17 protein-coding genes are annotated in these 17680 nt (G+C 68.7%); 11 read left to right on the forward strand and 6 right to left on the reverse strand.

From position 1 onward, the window contains the following. Positions 1-158 precede the first annotated feature (158 nt). On the forward strand, positions 159-473 hold the full coding sequence (locus tag VXM69_RS26495) for a hypothetical protein (protein ID WP_367189500.1): 315 nt from the start codon (positions 159-161) through the stop codon (positions 471-473). A gap of 46 nt (positions 474-519) precedes the next feature. On the opposite strand, the gene VXM69_RS26500 is transcribed toward VXM69_RS26495, so the two are convergent. Then, entirely contained in the window at positions 520-1713 is a 1194-nt protein-coding gene (locus tag VXM69_RS26500; RefSeq protein ID WP_367189501.1) for a transglycosylase SLT domain-containing protein, read from the reverse strand. A gap of 401 nt (positions 1714-2114) precedes the next feature. Beyond that, positions 2115-3275, reverse strand: coding sequence for a porin (locus VXM69_RS26505; RefSeq protein ID WP_124669786.1), 1161 nt, complete (start codon positions 3273-3275; stop codon positions 2115-2117). Between the two features lie 485 nt (positions 3276-3760). Here VXM69_RS26505 and VXM69_RS26510 point away from each other — a divergent pair, with 485 nt between their 5' ends. The 4 genes from VXM69_RS26510 to VXM69_RS26525 are packed head-to-tail and all read left to right on the forward strand — an operon-like array spanning position 3761 to position 8699. Continuing rightward, positions 3761-4270: a sigma-70 family RNA polymerase sigma factor gene (locus tag VXM69_RS26510; RefSeq protein ID WP_034186712.1), complete on the forward strand. Its 510-nt coding sequence runs from the start codon at positions 3761-3763 to the stop codon at positions 4268-4270. 3 nt (positions 4271-4273) lie between these two features. Continuing rightward, complete coding sequence (locus tag VXM69_RS26515) at positions 4274-5260, forward strand: FecR domain-containing protein (protein WP_200087337.1); 987 nt, start codon at positions 4274-4276, stop codon at positions 5258-5260. A gap of 54 nt (positions 5261-5314) precedes the next feature. Continuing rightward, positions 5315-7876 (forward strand): TonB-dependent siderophore receptor, encoded by a 2562-nt coding sequence (locus tag VXM69_RS26520; RefSeq protein WP_367189502.1) that lies wholly within the window; start codon positions 5315-5317, stop codon positions 7874-7876. A gap of 55 nt (positions 7877-7931) precedes the next feature. Then, positions 7932-8699 carry a hypothetical protein gene (locus VXM69_RS26525; RefSeq protein WP_226251751.1) on the forward strand — a complete coding sequence of 256 codons (768 nt, stop codon included), beginning with the start codon at positions 7932-7934 and terminating at the stop codon, positions 8697-8699. A 15-nt stretch (positions 8700-8714) separates the two neighbouring features. Here VXM69_RS26525 and VXM69_RS26530 read toward each other — a convergent pair whose 3' ends face one another. Beyond that, on the reverse strand, positions 8715-9605 hold the full coding sequence (locus VXM69_RS26530; RefSeq protein ID WP_367189503.1) for a LysR family transcriptional regulator: 891 nt from the start codon (positions 9603-9605) through the stop codon (positions 8715-8717). Between the two features lie 112 nt (positions 9606-9717). On the opposite strand from VXM69_RS26530, the gene VXM69_RS26535 reads away from it, so the two are divergent. Both VXM69_RS26535 and VXM69_RS26540 read left to right on the forward strand, forming a co-directional pair. After that, positions 9718-10143 (forward strand): VOC family protein, encoded by a 426-nt coding sequence (locus VXM69_RS26535; RefSeq protein ID WP_034186716.1) that lies wholly within the window; start codon positions 9718-9720, stop codon positions 10141-10143. A gap of 130 nt (positions 10144-10273) precedes the next feature. Further along, the gene (locus tag VXM69_RS26540; RefSeq protein WP_034186717.1) at positions 10274-10858 is read left to right on the forward strand and encodes a flavin reductase family protein; all 585 of its coding nucleotides are present in this window, start codon (positions 10274-10276) and stop codon (positions 10856-10858) included. A 39-nt stretch (positions 10859-10897) separates the two neighbouring features. On the opposite strand, the gene VXM69_RS26545 is transcribed toward VXM69_RS26540, so the two are convergent. Next, positions 10898-11794 carry a LysR family transcriptional regulator gene (locus VXM69_RS26545; RefSeq protein ID WP_049031975.1) on the reverse strand — a complete coding sequence of 299 codons (897 nt, stop codon included), beginning with the start codon at positions 11792-11794 and terminating at the stop codon, positions 10898-10900. Between the two features lie 97 nt (positions 11795-11891). On the opposite strand from VXM69_RS26545, the gene VXM69_RS26550 reads away from it, so the two are divergent. The 3 genes from VXM69_RS26550 to VXM69_RS26560 are packed head-to-tail and all read left to right on the forward strand — an operon-like array spanning position 11892 to position 14899. Then, the gene (locus tag VXM69_RS26550; protein ID WP_034186719.1) at positions 11892-13190 is read left to right on the forward strand and encodes a CitMHS family transporter; all 1299 of its coding nucleotides are present in this window, start codon (positions 11892-11894) and stop codon (positions 13188-13190) included. A 39-nt stretch (positions 13191-13229) separates the two neighbouring features. Further along, a complete protein-coding gene (locus tag VXM69_RS26555; RefSeq protein ID WP_034186720.1) occupies positions 13230-14588 on the forward strand; it encodes an acyclic terpene utilization AtuA family protein in 1359 nt (452 codons plus the stop codon). Beyond that, positions 14588-14899, forward strand: a complete 312-nt coding sequence (locus VXM69_RS26560) for a hypothetical protein (protein WP_034186770.1) — start codon at positions 14588-14590, stop codon at positions 14897-14899. The genes VXM69_RS26555 and VXM69_RS26560 overlap by 1 nt, the downstream gene beginning before the upstream one ends. A gap of 37 nt (positions 14900-14936) precedes the next feature. On the opposite strand, the gene VXM69_RS26565 is transcribed toward VXM69_RS26560, so the two are convergent. After that, complete coding sequence (locus VXM69_RS26565; protein WP_124609360.1) at positions 14937-15758, reverse strand: carbon-nitrogen hydrolase family protein; 822 nt, start codon at positions 15756-15758, stop codon at positions 14937-14939. A gap of 184 nt (positions 15759-15942) precedes the next feature. After that, positions 15943-16746: a LuxR C-terminal-related transcriptional regulator gene (locus tag VXM69_RS26570; protein ID WP_034186771.1), complete on the reverse strand. Its 804-nt coding sequence runs from the start codon at positions 16744-16746 to the stop codon at positions 15943-15945. Between the two features lie 105 nt (positions 16747-16851). On the opposite strand from VXM69_RS26570, the gene VXM69_RS26575 reads away from it, so the two are divergent. Further along, positions 16852-17637 (forward strand): hypothetical protein, encoded by a 786-nt coding sequence (locus tag VXM69_RS26575; protein ID WP_367189504.1) that lies wholly within the window; start codon positions 16852-16854, stop codon positions 17635-17637. The last annotated feature ends 43 nt before the right edge of the window (positions 17638-17680 follow it).

A 17680-nucleotide genomic window follows, 5' to 3' on the forward strand; every position in this document is an offset into this window, starting at 1 on the left:
CATGCAGGCGGCTTCGGCACCGGGCCGAAGCCGCCGAAGCCGCGATACCGGCGCGCCGCATCGGCGCGGCCGGTTGGGCGCGGGACCGGTCAAGCATGCAACGCCCGGCCGGCGACGAACGCCGCTCATGTTTCGCCGGGCGCGAAAGGGAGAAACCGATGAAGAAGACGATCGCGATGATGACGGCGCTGGTTGCGGGCGCAACGTTTGCGGGATGTGCGGACATGAACACGAAGGTCTCGAGCGCAAGCGGCGCGCCGGCCGGTGCGCCGCAGGCATGCAAGGCGGACGCGGGGCAGGACGACGCGCTGGTCGGCAAGACCGAGGCCGATGCGGCGGCGCAACTGGACGGCTGCCTGTGGCGCGTGCTCGAGCGCGACGGCAAGTCGCTGCCGGGTACGATGGATTACCGGCAGGAGCGCCGCAATCTCGGCATTCACGACGGGAAAGTGATCTGGGTCCGGCGCGGGTGATGTGACGGCGCCGGCGTGACGCGCTACCCGTGCGATCGGGGGCGCGTCACTTCGAGATGTACCACAGCGCATCCGTACTGACGCGCGAAGGCTGGGCGGCCGGTGCCTGGGCCGGCGCGGGCGGCGGCGTGTTCGACGTGATGGCCGTCGGCAGCGTGGCGGGAAGGTTCGCCGTCGATGGCGAGGCGGCCGTCGATCCCGACGTCGACGGCGTATCCAGATACCACAGCGCATCGGCCGAAGCCGTGCGTTTCGACGCCGTTCCCGCTGCCGGATTCGTGGCGGTACCGGCGGACTTCTTCGAAGCGGCGGCCGCGCCCGCCGTACCGGCCTGCGCGGTCATGGCCGCGCTCCCGGCTGCCCCACGCTGCGCACGCGCCTCGAACGGCCCGAGCTGGAAGATTAACGTTTGCGCGGGACGGGTCAGGACGGCATACGGAAACTGCAGCTCCCACGACATCAGCACGCGCCCGCTCGACGTCTCGGTGAAGATCGCCGGCACGTGCTTCATGTCGCTGAACTGCACGTAGATCCGCGCGCCGTCGTCGAATACCTGGGTCGGCTTGGCCTGGTCCGCGCCCGTGACCGTCCAGCCGAAGTTGTACGTGCCGGCCGGGCCGGCGGGGCCGCCCTGCGGCGACGGAGGCGGTGGAGCCGGCGAGACCGTGCGCGGGCGCGTGACCGGCGGCGCCGACACGCTCAGGCTCGCGAACGGGTTGTACGCCTGTGCCTGTTGCGGCGGCGTGAAGGAGGGGGGCAGGATAGGCATGGGGGTATCCGGCGAATCCGGCATGGTTCGGATTGCATCATAGACCTTGCGCGCATACGCGAGGCGCTTGTCGGGCGACGCGGAGTTGTACGCGCCGATCGCGTTCCAGTTGGGGCCGAGCTGGCGGATGTTCTGCGACAGGATCCACGCGCCGACATACGCGTTCGTGCACGCATCGAACAGGCTTTCCCGCGTGATGCCCTCGCGCGCGAGCGTCGGCAGCCACGTGCTGTTGATCTGCATCAGCCCGATGTCGACCGTGCCGTTCGTATTGGTGTTGACGGCGTTCGGATTCATTCCCGATTCGACCTGCGCGATGCCGCGCATCAGGCTGACGCTCACGTGCTGGAACGCGGCCGCATCGTCGAGGCAATCGGCCTGCGCGACACCCTGCACCGCGCACGACAGCGCGATCGTCGAGGCGATTTTCAGCGTTTCGCGGCTGATCGGACGGATGGTATGACGCGGCATGGCAGGTTGGGGCGGAATCCGGGCGCCCGGTGCAAGGAAATGACGTGAGACGCGAAGTGTGCCATAGCGGGCGGGCAAATGGCTCGCGTCAAACTTTCCTTTGCATTTGCGCACGCGTTCGCCACGCATTTTTATCGCGTCGGATCACGCGGCGCGACGACATCCGACCGGTAAAAATGGCCGGATTTTCGGTGAATGCCGGTGCGACGGCGGCGATCGAAACCTGACGCACGACGTCAGCCGTCTCGTGTGCGCCGTATCGAATTGCGTGAAAGGATTTCACCGGGCCATCCCTGTCCGGCTCGAATTCGAACAAAAGCGGAAAAACAACGGCGGCCGAAGCCGCCGTTCACGTCCCGCGGCTTCGACCGGCCGCATCGCGTGCGACCGGTCGCTTCCCATCAGAAGCGGTGACGCAGGCCGAGGTTGACCATCGTCTGCGAGCTGGTGCCCGCATAGCCGTAGGAACCGATCGACGCCTGCGCGGCCATCGAGCCGCCCTGGCCGTCGCCGGTCTGGCCGCTCGCATGCTGGTAGGCGGCGGTCAGGTAGACGTCGGTGCGCTTCGACAGGTTGTAGTCGGCGCCGGCCGATACCTGGTGATAGGTGGCCGACGTGTCGCCGCCCGAGCGCGTGTAGCTGTAGCCGACGCCGACGAGCAGCGCGTTCGTCGCCTGGTAGTTCACGAAGCCTTGCCCGGTGTTGTAGTGCTCGTTCGAGCCGAACACCGAGCTGGCGTCGCGGCGGTATTGCGCGTTGCTGTAGCCGAGGCCGAACGTGAAGGGCCCGGCGACGTACTGGCCCGCGATACGCGCGATGCCGAGCGAGTGGGCGCTCGCGTAGCCGCTGTTGATCGGGCCGTCGAAGGTGCCGTCCGACGAGCTGGTCCAGCCGCTGCGCAGGCCGTTCGACGCGGGGCTGTTGGTCGCGTGGAAGTAGCCGCCGGCGACGCTGAATGGCCCATTGTTGTACGACACGGCGGCCGAATACGACTGCGCGGCGCCGGTGCTGCCCGCGATGCCGCCGAACGAGTACATCGCCGCGAACTGCAGGCCCGCATAGACGGCGGACGTGTACTTCACCGCGTTGTCGACCCGGAAGCTGTTGTCGTAGTTGTCGACGTCGCCCGGCGTCGCGAACACGCTGCCGAGATAGTTGTCGGCGGTGATGCCCTGCACGAGATCGACGAGCGGGTCGTACTGGCGACCGAACGTGAGCGTGCCGTAGCGGTCGCTCGTCAGGCCGACGAATGCCTGCCGGCCGAACATGCGGCCGCCCTGGCCCTGACGGCCGTTGCTCGGGTCGAAGCCGTTCTCGAGCTGGAACAGCGCCTTCAGCCCGCCGCCGAGATCCTCGGTGCCTTTCACGCCGAAGCGGCTGCCGGCCAGGTTGCCCGCGCTGCTGTTGCCGAGCATCCACGCGTTGTCCTTGCCCTGCGCGTGGTTCACGTAGGTGATCGACGTGTCGATCACGCCGTACAGCGTGACGCTCGATTGCGCATGTGCGACGGGTATCGCCGCGAACGACGCGACGGAAATCAGCGAGAGGGTCGTGCGTTTCATTTCATCTCCTTGCGCATGGGCTTGTGTTCGTGATCCGGAATGGCAGGAGACTACCGAGCCGCAATGGAACGGCAAAAACGAAATTCTCCGTTGTGGTCTGACGCAGACAGGGGGGTTCTTCGAAATGCACCGTTGAGGGATTTGGATTATTGAGAATCTCGTATCAATGCGTTGGCGTTTCGTGATTTCGTCATTGCGTTTTGCGTCTCCCGCGACAATGCCGGGCAATCGAGCGGGGAATCGCGGCGATTCGAATATTGTTATTGATCCGTCAAATAATTATTGAATGAATTGAATGGGCCGGACCGCAATGCGTGTGTTAAAGACAGGTCGCCCGCGGCCGGCGACGGCAGCTCGGCTTCGCTACCTGGCGCGACCCGATCGCCGCCGTGCGCATCGAAACCGCGGCCGCAGGCTTGCTTTTGTATATAATAATCATTCTCATTTACGGAATCGTTGACGCCCGCGCACCCCGGAACCCGGCCATGTCCGCTGACAAGCTGTCTCTCCATCGAGAAATCGACGCCCTTTATGCCGGCCACCATGCGTGGCTGCGCGGCTGGCTGAGCCGGAAGCTCGGTTGCGCGCATCGCGCGGCCGATCTGGCGCACGACACGTTCATGCGCCTGCTCGCACGCGACGAGCCGATCGGCGCCGACGAGCCGCGCGCGTTCCTGACGACGGTCGCGCAGCGCGTGCTGAGCAATCACTGGCGGCGCGAGCAGATCGAGCGCGCGTATCTCGACGTGCTGGCGCAGCGCCCCGAAGCGCATGCGCCGTCGCCGGAGGAGCGGGCCGTCGTGCTCGAGACGCTGCTCGAAATCGACCAGCTGCTCGACGGCCTGCCGCTCGCGGCGAAGCGTGCGTTTCTGCTCGCGCAACTCGACGGCCTTACCCAGGCCGAGATCGCGCGCGAACTCGGCGTGTCGCTCGCGACGGTGAAGCGCCATCTCGTGAAGGCCGGCACGCAGTGCTTCTTCGCGATGGCGGCCTGACCGATGGCCGTGCCACGCGCACCGGCGGTGCCGCCGCACGTCGCACGCCGCGCGGTCGAATGGTGGGCCGACCGGCAGTCCGGCCGCGCTGACGAGGCGTTTGACGCCGCGCTCGCGCGCTGGCGCGCCGAGGATCCGGCGCATGAAGCGGCATGGCGTCATATCGAGACGATGCAGGGCCGTTTCGGCCGCCTCGCGGCCGGGCTCGACGCGCAGGCCGCGCATGCGGCGCTGCTGCCGCCGCGTGCGGGCCGCCGCCGCGCGGCCGTGAAGACGCTGGCCGTGCTGCTGTTCGCGGGCGCCGCCGCCTGGATGGCCGAGCCCGCGCGGCGCGCGGCGATCTGGCCGGCCGACCTGCGCACGGCGGTCGGCGAGCGGCGCACGGTGACACTCGCGGATCGCACGGTCGTCGTGCTCGATACCGATACGGCGCTCGACGTGCATTTCGACGACACGACGCGCCACCTGCGCCTGTTGCGCGGCACGGTCATGGTGACGAGCGGCCATGACGATCGCGAGCCCGCGCGGCCGCTCGTCGTCGCGACCGCGCAAGGCGAGTTGCAGCCGCTCGGCACGCGCTTCGCGGTACGGCAGCGCGACGGTGCGACCCGCCTCGAGGTGTTCGCCGGCGCGGTGCGCGTGCAGCCGGCCGGCGCGACGGCCGGCACGCGCGTGATCGCGGCGGGAGAGGGGGCGGATTTCACGCGCGATGCGATCGGCGCGCCGGCGCCGCTCGATCCGCATGCGTCCGCATGGACGGGCGGCATGCTGGTCGCGTCGCGCATGCGGCTGGCCGATCTCGTCGCCGAGCTCGACCGCTATCGGCGCGGCAGCCTGCGCTGCGATGCGGCCGTGGCCGACCTGCGCGTATCGGGCACCTATCCGCTCGACGATCCCGCGCGCGTGCTCGACACGCTGAAGGCGACGCTGCCGATCGACATCCACTACCTGACCCGCTACTGGGCGACGGTCGTGCCGGCCGGTTCGTGAGCGCATCGACAAAAATTTCCGCCGGCTTGAGCTGTTTTTCGCGGTTCGCGTGACATGGGTATTGAAAGCAGCATTGGCCCATCGTCCACCGACTCTCCGCTCATGGTTTCCATCCGTCTCACGTATCGGCGCCGTCCGGCGCCCGCCCGTCATCTGCCGCGCGCGGTCGCGCCGGGCCGTCTTGCGCGCCGACTCGCCGGTGCGGTCCTGCTGTCGGCGCTGCTGCCGCTGCCCGCGCTGGCCGACACCGACGCCGACGCGGCGCCCGCGGCACAGCGTGCGCCGCGCCGCGCGTTCGACGTTCCGGCCGGCCCGCTCGAGGCCGCGCTGAACCGGTTCGGGCGCGACGCGGGCATCCTGCTCGCGTTTCCGGCCGAGTTGACGGCCGGTCTGACGAGCGGCGGCGTGCACGGCCGGTTCGACATCGACGGCGCGTTCGATCGCCTGCTGGCCGGCACGGGGCTCGTCGCGCTGCGCCAGCCGGGCGGCGGCTACACGCTGATGCGCGCGGACGGTTCGGCGGCCGGAACCGTGGCGGCCGGCGTCGCACCGGCCGCCGAGCTGCCGGCGATCAACGTGCGCACGAGTGCGTTGCGCGCCGAAAGTTATCGCGCGCCGAAGGAAGCGGGCGTGCTGCGCTCGGACATTCCACTGCTCGACACCGCGCAGGCCGTCAACATCGTGCCCGCGCAGGTGTTGCGCGACCAGCGTCCGCGCAATCTCGACGACGCGCTCGGCAACGTGAGCGGCATCACGCAGGGCAACACGCTTGCAGGCACGCAGGACACGATCATGAAGCGCGGCTTCGGCGGCAACCGCGACGGCTCGATCATGCAGAACGGCATGCCGCTCGTGCAGGGTCGCGCGTTCAACGCGGCGGTCGACAGCGTCGAGGTGCTGAAGGGCCCGACGTCGCTGCTGTACGGGCTGATGGATCCGGGCGGGATGATCAACGTCGTCACCAAGCAGCCGCAACTCGCGCGCTACAATGCGATTTCGCTCGGTGCATCGACGTTCGGACACGGCAAGAACGGCGGCGGCGCAACGTTCGATTCGACCGGGCCGATCGGCGATTCGCGGCTCGCGTACCGGCTGATCGTCGACCAGTCGAACGAGCAGTACTGGCGCAACTTCGGCGAGAACCGGCAGACCTTCGTCGCGCCGTCGCTCGCGTGGTACGGCCGCGACACGCAGGTCGCGCTCTCCTACCAGTACCGCAAGTTCCATACGCCGTTCGATCGCGGCACCGCGCTCGATCCGCGCACCAATGCGCCGCTCGACATTCCCGCGCGGCGGCGCATCGACGAGCCGTTCAACAACATGGACGGCGAATCGCATCTCGCGCAGCTGACCGTCGATCACCAGTTCAACGCTGACTGGAGCGCGCATTTCGGCTACAGCTACAACCGCGAGACCTACGACGCGAACCAGCTGCGCACGACCGGCGTCGACCCGGTGAAGGGCACGATGACGCGCAGCAACGATGCGACGCACGGCTCGCTCAGCACCGACAGCTACGGAGTCGGCTACGTGAACGGCAAGCTGACGCTCGCGGGAATGCGTCACGACGTGCAGGTCGGCTTCGATACCGAATACCGCCGCATCTATCGCAAGGACATGCTGCGCCAGGCCGTGAAGACGCCGTTCAGCTACATCGATCCGGTGTACGGGCTGCTGCCGCCGTCGAGCACGGTGTCCGCGAGCGACAGCGACCAGACCGACACGCTGCACGATGCGTCCGCGTTCTTCCAGGATACCGTTCACCTCACCGACAAGTGGATCGTGTCGGGCGGCCTGCGCTACATCACGTACAACCAGGTCGCGGGGCGCGGCCGGCCGTTCAAGGCGAACACCGACCTGAGCGGCTCGAAGTGGCTGCCGCGCGCGGGCGTCGTCTACAAATGGACCGACACGTTCTCGCTGTACGGCAGCTACTCGCAGTCGCTGAAGCCATCGTCGTCGATCGCGCCGATGGCGTCGGGCTACATGATCGACGGCTCGACGCCGCCCGAGGAGGCGACCGCATGGGAAGTAGGCGGCAAGCTCGACCTGCAGGGCGGGATGACGGGCACGCTTGCGCTGTTCAACATCGACAAGAAGAACGTGCTCGTGTCGCAGTACAACGACGCGACGAAGCTGACCGACTGGCGCACGTCGGGCAAGGCGCGCTCGCGCGGTGTCGAGCTCGACGTGTCGGGCAGGATCGGCGAACGCGTGAACGTGATCGCGAGTTATGCGTACATCGACGCGAAGACGACCGAGGATCCGCTGTATGCGGGCAACCAGCTGTGGAACGTCGCGCGCCACACCGCTTCGCTCGCGGCCGTCTACGACTTCGGCACGATGATCGGCGGCGACGACCTGCGCGTCGGCGCGGCCGCGCGCTATGTCGGCGCCCGTCCCGGCGATTCGGCGAACAGCTTCACGCTGCCGTCGTACGTGCTCGCCGACGCGTTCGCGACCTACGACACGCGGATCGGCAAGCAGAAGCTGTCGTTCCAGCTGAACGTGAAGAACCTGTTCAACCGCACGTACTACCCGTCGAGCGCGAACCGCTACTTCGTCGCGATCGGCGACGCGCGACAGGTGTCGCTGCTGACCACGCTGCAGTTCTGATCATGCAATCGCCGCGCGGCCGGTGCGCCGGCGCGCGGCCATGGAGAACATTCCGATGAACCTGAAGACGAAGACCGGCGCCCTGCGTGCCGTTGCCGCCGGCACGCGGCGCCGCGCGTTGCGCGCGATCGCGGGCGCGGTGCTCGCGCTGGGCGCGGGCGTATCGGCTCCCGCGTCCGCCGCCGCGGCCGACGCACCGGCGGCCGTCACGCGCGTCGCGATGCTCGTGCAGCTGCGCGGCCCGAACCTGAAGGCCGACGAACGCATCGGCCGGCATCTTGGCGAACGCGGCTATGCGGTGCGCCTGATCGACGAGTCGGCCACGCCCGATGCGGCGCGCGACGCGGACCTCGTCGTGATCTCGTCGACGGTGTCGTCGAAGAACGTGCAGCCCGGCTGGCGCACGCTCGACAAGCCGCTCGTGACCTGGGAAAACGACCTGCTCGACGATCTCGCGATGACGGGCAAGCGGCACGACGCCGACTTCGGCGAAACGGGCAAGGAGCGCTACCTGTGGCTCGTCAACGCACCGCATCCGATTGCGGCCGGCTTGCCGGCCGGCGCCACCAACGTGTACGGCAAGCAGGCGCCGATGAGCTGGGGCAAGCCGGGGCTCGGCGCGATCACGATCGCGACCGTGTACGGGCAGCCCGACAAGGCCGCGATCTTCGCGTACGAGAAGGGCGCGACGATGGACTACGAAGCGCTCGCGCCGGCGCGCCGCGTGATGTTCTTCCTCGACAACGATACGTTCGCGAACCTGTCGCCGGCCGGCGTCGCGCTGTTCGACGCGGCCGTCGACTGGGCGGCCGGGCGGCGTTGAGCCGCCACGCGCCGGTCAGGCAGGCCGCGGCGGCGTACTGATCCGCGACGCGGCTTGGATCAGTTGCGCCAGCTGCTGCGCCGGTTCCGACATCGTGCGCCGGGCGCGGTGCACGAGCCCGATGTCGCGGTGGAACGTGTGCGGCCCGAGGTCGATCGCGCGCACGCCGGCCGGCCAGCGGCGATACACGGCCGTCTGCGGCACGATCGCGATGCCGACACCGTTTTCGACCAGCTTGACGATCGCATCGAGCTCGTCGAGTTCGCAGGTGTCACGCACCGCGATGTGCATCTTGCGCAGGAAGCGATCGACCTGACGGCCGCCGAACGACGCGCGGTCGTAGCGCACGAACGGCTCGCTCGCGAGCAGGCCGGCCCAGTCCTTGCCCTTCACGCCGCGCGGCACGATCAGCCGGAACGGTTCCTGCGCGAGGGTCGTCCAGTGCAGGTCGCTCTGCAGCGAAAACGGCGGGCGGATGATGGCGGCCATGTCGATCTCGCCCGCATCGACCCGGTTCACCAGCTCGATCGACAGCCCCGGGATCACGCGTGTCCGGCATGCGGGATGCCGGCGATGGAAATCGGCCAGCGCGGCCGGCAGCAGCGCGCTCTGCACCGATGCGATCGCGCCGATCGTCACGCGCACGGCGGCCGGTGAGCCGGGCGCCGTCGAGCTCAAGTTGTCGTACAGGCCGAGCAGCGCCTGCGCCTGGTCGAGCACGTGATGGCCCATCTCGTTGAGCCGCGCCGACCGGCGTTGCCGGTCGAACAGCGCGAAGCCGAGCTCGGCCTCGAGCCGCTGCATCTGCGCACTGACGGCTGCCTGCGTGAGCCCGATGCGGTTGCCGGCGGCGGCGAACGTGCCTTCCCGGGCGACGGCGACGAGGGTTTTCAGCTCGCGGATCATTCATCAATTCCGTTTGTGAATCGCGAAAGTATATATTGATTTAATTTTTGCTCGACCTTGTCTACCATGGTGCCGTCCTCGCGCCACGCGAGCGTTTCCCCACGAGGCAACCATGAGTCTTTCCCCGTTTCACCTGGCGATTCCGGTCTACGACCTGTCGGCCGCACGCGATTTCTATGGCCGCGTGTTCGGGCTGGCGGAAGGGCGTTCGAGCGCGCAGTGGGTCGATTTCGACTTTTACGGGCACCAGCTCGTGATTCACGAGCATCCGAAGACCGCGTCGCAGGACGGCGCGCATACGAATCCGGTCGACGGTCACGACGTGCCGGTGCCGCATTTCGGGATCGTGCTCGACTGGCCGAGCTGGGAGGCGCTGGCCGAGCGCTTGCGCGCGTTCGGCGTGACCTTCGTGATCGAGCCGTACGTGCGGTTCCAGGGGCAGGTCGGCGAACAGGCGACGATGTTCCTGCTCGATCCGTGCGGCAATGCGCTCGAATTCAAGGCGTTCCGCGATATCGGCCAGCTGTTCGCGAAGTGACCGGCGGCGCCGTCAGCGCCGATTGAATTTGGGTGCGAGAATGCGGCCTCCGGCACGCGCGCGCAGGTGCGCAGGCCGATGCCGCGCCGCACGGCATCCGTCCGTGCGCGCCGTTCTCCAAGGAACCCGTATGGACAGTCACATCGCTCCGGTGGCGCTGAAGAACGCCTACCGTCTCCTTAACCACGGCCCGACCGTGCTGGTGTCGGCCCGCCACGACGGTGTCGACAACGTGATGGCCGCCGCGTGGGCATGCGCGCTGGACTTCCTGCCGCCGAAGCTGACGGTCGTGCTCGACAAGTCCGCGAAGACACGCGAGCTCGTCGAGCGCAGCGGCACGTTCGTGATCCAGGTGCCGACGGCCGCGCAACTGCGGCTCACGCATGCGGTCGGCAGCCACAGTCTCGCGGAGCGGCCGGCCAAGCTGCGCGAAGCGGGCGTCGAGCTGTTCGATGTCGACGGGCATGACCTGCCGTTCGTCGCCGGCTGTTCGGGCTGGCTCGCGTGCAAGCTGATTCCCGAGCCGCACAACCAGCAGACCTACGACCTGTTCATCGGCGAAGTCGTCGGTGCGTGGTCCGACACGCGCGTGTTCCGCGACGGTCACTGGTATTTCGAATCGGCCGATCCCGCGCTGCGCAGCCTGCACTACATCGCGGGCGGCAATTTCTATGCGATCGGCGAATCGCTGCACGTCGATCCGGACGCGCAGTAAGCGCCAGCCGACCGGCCAGGGCCGACCGGAGCGCGCGATTCACGCGCGCCTTTTCAATTCCGCCAGCATCGCTTCGGCGAACGCCTGCGCGACGCGCGGCAGCGTGCGCCCGCGCTTCGTGACGAGCGCGATCGGCCGCACGAATGCCGGGTCGTCGATCGGTTTCGCGACCAGCTCGGGCTCGGCGCGCACCTCGCGCGCGGTCGCGGGCAGGATCGTCACGCCGAGGCCGCCGCGCACCATCGCGACGGCCGTCATCATGTAGGTCGGCTCGCACGCGATGTCGGGCGTGCAGCCGGCCGCCTCCAGCGCGGCATCGACGACGCTGCGCACGCTCGTCCCTTGCGCGGTCAGCACCAGCGGCACGCCCGCGACGTCGGCGGTGGCGACGCGGCGCTTGCGCGCGAGCGGATGATCCTTCGGGCACACGGCGACGAGCCGGTCGGCGCCCGCGTACAGCACCTCCAGCGACGCGTCGAACGTGTCGCCGCCCGTCAAGCCGAGATCGGCTTCCTCGTTGCGCACGAGCGCGGTGACGAGGCTCGCGACGCCGTCACGGATCTCGAAGCCCGCCCGCGGCACGTCGCGCCGGAACGCCTGGATCAGCTCCGGCAGCATGCTGGACGCAAAGGTCGGCAGGCAGGCGAGCCGTACCGTGCCGCTCGTGCCTTCGCCGAGCGCGCGCGCATCGCGCAGCACGCGCTCCATGTCGTCGAGCGAGCGCTGCAGCAGCGGCAGCAGCTCGCGTCCGGTCTGCGTCAGCGCGACGCTGCGGCTGTTGCGGTCGAACAGGCGCGCGCCGACGATCTCCTCAAGCCGGCGGATCTGCACGGTCAGCGCCGGCTGCGACAGGTGCAGCCGCGCGGCCGCACGCGTGAAGTTGCCGGCGTGCGCGACGGTGACGAACGCGCGAATGTCGCGGAGATTCAGATCCATAACGGTTCGTGATTGCTGCGATCAAATCATTTCAATTGTGCTATCGCTGCGCCGACCTTACGCTCGTCTCCAACAAAAGACAAGGTAGGAGACACGGATGCTGCCGTTACTCGGGCTTGGCACGATCGTCGTGCTGCTGGCCGCGATTCTGTCGAAGCGGATGTCGCCGCTCGTCGCGCTGATCCTCGTGCCGATCGCCGCGTCGCTGATCGGCGGCTTCGGGCTGCACACCAGCAAGTTCGTCGTCGACGGGCTGAAGGGCCTCGCGCCCGTCGTCGGGATGTTCGTGTTCGCGATCCTCTATTTCGGGACGATCACCGACGCCGGCACGCTCGACCCGATCATCGACCGGATCCTGCGCGCGGTCGGCACGCGGCCGACCCGCATCGTGATGGGTACGACGCTGCTCGCGCTGCTGATCCACCTCGACGGCTCGGGCGCCGTCTGCTTCCTCGTGACGATTCCGGCCGTGCTGCCGCTGTACGACCGGCTGAAGATGGACCGGCGCGTCCTGGCCGCCGCCGTGTCGATGGCCGCGGGCATCAACTTCCTGCCGTGGACGGGACCGATGATCCGCGCATCGGCGTCGCTGCACCTGCCGGTGTCGGCGCTGTTCAATCCGCTGATCCCGGTACAGGCGATCGGGCTCGTGTTCGTGTTCGGCGTCGCGTACTGGCTCGGGCGGCGCGAGGAGAAGCGGCTCGGCCTGTCGCGCGACGACCCGTCGATCCCGCTGCCGAAGCGCGAGCTGACGCCCGACGAGCAGGCGTTGCGCCGGCCGCACCTGTTCTGGTTCAACCTCGTGCTGACGCTCGTCGTGCTCGGCACGATGGTCGTGATGGGCGAGAAGATCCCGCCCGCGATCATGTTCATGGTCGGGCTGTGCATCGCGCTGATGGTGAATTACCCGGACGTCGACATGCAGCGCAAGCGCATCGATGCGCATGCGCGCGCCGCGCTGATGATGGCCGGCATCCTGCTCGCGGCCGGCGTGTTCACCGGGATCATGCAGGGCAGCGGGATGCTGAAGGCGATGGCGCAGGCGGCGGTCGGGTTCGTGCCGCCGTCGATGGCCGGTCACATTCCGGTCGTGCTCGGCCTCGCATCGATGCCGCTCAGCATGCTGTTCGACCCCGATTCGTTCTACTTCGGCGTGCTGCCGGTGATCGCGGAAGTGGCCGGCCAGTTGGGCGTGCCGGCCGTCCAGGTCGGACAGGCCGCGCTGCTCGGCCAGATGACGACGGGGTTCCCGGTCAGTCCGCTGACGCCCGCGACGTTCCTCGTCGTCGGCCTGTGCGGCATCGAGCTGGCCGAGCACCAGAAGTTCACGTTTCCGCTGCTGTTCGGCGCCTCGATCGTGATGACGATCGCATGCGTCGTGCTGGGCATCTTTTGATTTTCGCCGGCGGCGCGCCCGCCGGGACACGGTACCGACATGACAGCAAAGCAACCTGAACGGCGCGTGCGCATCGGCGCGGGCGCCGGCTACTCGGGCGACCGGATCGAGCCCGCGGTCGAACTCGCCGAACACGGGCAACTCGACTATCTCGTCTTCGAATGCCTGGCCGAGCGTACGATCGCGATCGCGCAGCAGGCACGACGCCAGGATCCGGCGCTCGGCTACGATCCGCTGCTCGACGCGCGGATGCATGCGGTGCTGCCGGTCGCCGCGGCGAAACACGTGCGCATCGTGTCGAACATGGGCGCCGCGAACCCGCGCGCGGCGGCGCGGCGCACCGCGCGGATCGCGCGGTCGCTCGGCATCGCGGGGCTGAAGGTCGCGGCGGTCGAAGGCGACGACGTGCGCGATGTCGTGCTGCGCGGGGCGTTCCGCTTCGAGGAATCGGGCGACGAAGTCGCCGCGTATCGCGACCGCATCGTGTCCGCGAATGCGTATCTCGGCGCCGCGCCGATCGTCGACGCGCTCGCGGCCGGCGCGGACGTCGTGCTGACCGGGCGCGTCGCCGATCCGTCGCTGTTCGCCGCGCCGCTGATCCACGCGTTCGGCTGGCGAATGGACGACTGGGACACGCTCGGGCAGGCGACCGTCGTCGGCCATCTGCTCGAATGCGCGGGGCAGGTGACGGGCGGCTATTTCGCGGATCCCGGCTACAAGGACGTGCCGAACCTCGCGCGGCTCGGCTTCCCGATCGGCGAAGTCGCGGCCGACGGCTCGGTCACGATCACGAAGGTGCCGCATGCGGGCGGCCGCGTGAGCGCGGCGACCTGCAAGGAACAGCTGCTTTACGAGATTCACGATCCGGCGCGCTATCTGCAGCCCGATGTCGTCGCCGATTTCACGCGGGTCGCCGTTGCCGAGGAGGCGATCGACCGCGTGCGCGTGACGGGTGGGCGCGGCGCCGCGCGGCCCGATACGCTGAAGGTGTCGGTCGCTTATGTCGACGGGTACATCGGCGAAGGCCAGATCTCGTACGGCGGCCCGGGCGCACGTGAGCGCGCACGCCTCGCGCTCGACATCGTCCGCGAGCGGCTGGCGCTGACCGGCGTCGCGGCCACCGAGTTGCGCTTCGACCTGATCGGCGTCGATGCGCTGTATGGCGACGCCACGCCGGCCGCTCATGGCGAGCCGGCCGAGGTGCGCGTGCGGGTGGCCGGCCGCGCGGCGAGCGCCGCCGAGGCCGCGCGGATCGGCAACGAGGTCGAGACGCTTTATACGAACGGGCCGGCCGGCGGCGGCGGTGCGTTCAAGTCGACGCGCGAGGTGGTCGCCGTGCAGTCGGTGCTGCTGCCGCGTGCGGCCGTGACGCCGTCGTTTTCATTCGTGGAGGCATGATGCAACTGCGTGAACTCGCGCATGCGCGCACCGGCGACAAGGGCAATACGCTGAACGTATCGGTCATCTGCCGCGATCCGCGTCATTACGACCATCTGCGCGCGCATCTGGATGCGCAAGCGGTGAAGGCGTGGCTCGCGGGCATCGTGCGCGGCGACGTCGTGCGCTACGAGTTGCCGTCGCTCGGGGCGTTCAATTTCGTGCTGCGCGATGCGCTCGGCGGCGGCGTGACGCGTTCGCTCGCGCTCGACGCGCACGGCAAGTCGGTCAGTTCGGCGCTGCTGGCGATCGAGGTGCCCGACCCGGCATGACGTGCGGCGTCGCCGCCGGGGGGCGAGTGGCGGCCCGTCACGGAATCAGCAGTTCGCGACGTCCGTCCGGGTGCGCGATGCGCTCGCCGGCGATGTGCAGGCGCTGATCGTTGCGATAGTCGTAGACCGCGCGCGAGGCGGCGAGCTGGTCGAAATCGAGCACGATCGCATGACGCGATTCGGTGTTGCCGGCTTCGAAGATCACGTTGCCGAACGGATCGACCGCGAGGCTGCCGCCGGCGAACACGATGTCGTGCGCGCTGCCGCCCACGCGGTTCGCGACCGCCGCGAACACCTGGTTCTCCATCGCGCGTGCCGACACCGACGTGCGGTGGACGTTGCGGTACGGCTCCATGTTGCCGTCGGTCACGAGGATCAGCTGCGCGCCGAGCGCGGCGAGCGCGCGGCCGGATTCGGGGAATTCGCTGTCGTAGCAGATCAGCAGGCCGATCCGCACGCCGCGCCATTCGACCGTCGCATAGCGGTCGCCGGGCAGCACGACGCCACGCTCGCTTACCCACAGATGCGTCTTGCGATAGCGCAGCGCGATCCCGTCCGGCGTGACGAACACGGTCGTGTTGTAGAAGCGGCCGCCGTCGTTCTCGATCAACCCGACCACGACCGCGACGTCGCGTGCACGCGCGGCCGCGATCACCGCGCCGACGCTCGGCCCGTCGAGCGGCTCGGCGACTGCCGCGAGATTCGACGGATCGAGAAAGCCGGTGAGTTGCGCTTCGGGAAACATCACGATGTCGGTGCCGGGCGCGCAGGTCGCGATCGCTTCGAGCGTGCGCTGCAGGTTGTAGTGCGTGTCGCCGTCGCGGCCGGCGAGCTGGACGATGTCGAGCTTCAGTTTCATGGGCGGGTTCGGGGGGCGTTTGGAACGAAGTTCTAGTATGCGCCGAACCACGCGGTTGCCCATCCCGCCGACGCGTTAACCCGTCGGGGGTATTGATTTCGCGGCTGACGTGCCGGAAGCGACGGCGAACAGGTCCTGTCAAGGTGGCGCGACACGGCGGCGACATCGCGCCGCCCACCGGTCGTCACGTATCGGTCTGGGCCTTCAGGAACAGCGAAAACAGTTCAGACTGCGAATTGATCGCGAGCTTGGCGTAGATGTTGCGCCGGTGCACCTTGACCGTTTCCGCCGAGATGTCCAGCTTGTTCGCGACTTCCTTGTTCGAGCGGCCGCTCAGGATCAGCCGGATCACGTCGAGCTCGCGCGCGGTGAGCGGCGTGCCGAGCCGCGCCATCGCGTGCTCGAAGCCGCCTCCGGTACCCGCGCGGGGGTGGGCCCGGCGCGACGGAGCCGGTTCGGCATGCGTGTGCTCGTATGCGAGGCGCTGGCGCATCAGCGCGGCGACCCATGGCCGGACGAGGTCGAGCAAGGCCACCTGCGCGGGACTGAAGCGCCGCTTGCTGCCGAGCGACAGGCACAGCGTGCGCGCATCGTCGAGCACGACGTTGAACTGCACTTCGTCCTCGACGACGTTGTGCGTGAAATAACGCGTGTAGTACTCGGTAGCGCGAAAGCACTCCGGCGCGACGTCGGACAGCCGGAACAGCCCGCTCGTCGGCGCGTCGCGGTTCGCGATGTAGAACGGGTCCAGCAGGTACAGCCCCTGCACGTAGTCGCGGAACAGCGGATCGGGGCCGTCGCCTTCGTACGCGCATTCGGCGAACACCTGCGGGCGGCCGTCGCCGAACATCAGCGCGACCCAGCTGTCGACCGCGACGTATTCCTCGATCAGCCGGATCAGCGCGAGCCAGAAACCCGGCTGGTCGAGCGTCTCGATGAGCCGCCCGACCGAGCGGTGCCAGGCGACGTCCTGCAAGCTCAGGTTCATGCGTATGTCCGTGTCGGGCCGGCCGATGCGCGCTGGCGGTGCCGCGCCGTGCGTGTACGCTACGGGCTCGCGGGTGCTTCCCGCCCGCATCGAACGGATCATGGAATGAAGAACGAGATCGTAACGCCGGCCGGCGCGAATGGCGAGGCTGGGCGCGGCCGCCGGTTCGCGGCGCTCGCCGTGCACGTCGCGCTGGCGAGTGTCGGGGCGGCCGCCGCGCATGTGGCTCATGCGGCATCGTCCGCGTCGTGCGACGCACAGCTTACGCAACTGATCGTGCCGGCACTGCGGCAGACCGCATTCGACCGGCAGGCGATCCACGCCGAGCCCGCGGCGCTGACCGGTCAGCCGGACGGCGTGCTGGGCGTCCGGTTGTTCGTCACCCCCGACCGTCCGGGCACGCCGAACCGCGACGCGACGATCGGCTGGGTCACGCTCGACACGCATGCGCTGCGTGCGCTCGACGTGACACGCGATCCCGATCAGCCGGACGTGCTGAAGATCGACCGGCACGCGCTGTCGCGCTACGTATCGACGTGCGTCGCGCCACCGGCCGCCTCCGCGCGTACCGATGCGGCCCCGCACGGCGCCGTCGATTGCGACGCGCTGAACCGCCTCGCGCAGGCGCGGGGCGACCGCGTGCCGGGCAGCGACGCCGGGCGCGTCGTGACGGGCAAGGGGCGGCTGCCGTTCTTTTTCGCGCCGGACGACGCGTGCCGGATCGACGGCCTGTTCATCGTCGAGCACGATCACGTCGACGCGCGGACCGAATACGGCCGGTTCACGGCGGTCACGTACCTGAATCCGCGCACGCACGGCATGGCCGACGGCTGGGTGCCGAGCGCGCGATTGCGACCGGACGGCACCGGCATCGCGCCGCGGCAACCCTGATGGCCCGTCCGAATCGACCTTGTCCTCCGAATCGCCCATCTCC

The sequence above is a fragment of the Burkholderia sp. Ed8 genome, assembly GCF_040761425.1.
GTDB classification, from domain to species: Bacteria; Pseudomonadota; Gammaproteobacteria; order Burkholderiales; family Burkholderiaceae; genus Burkholderia; species Burkholderia seminalis.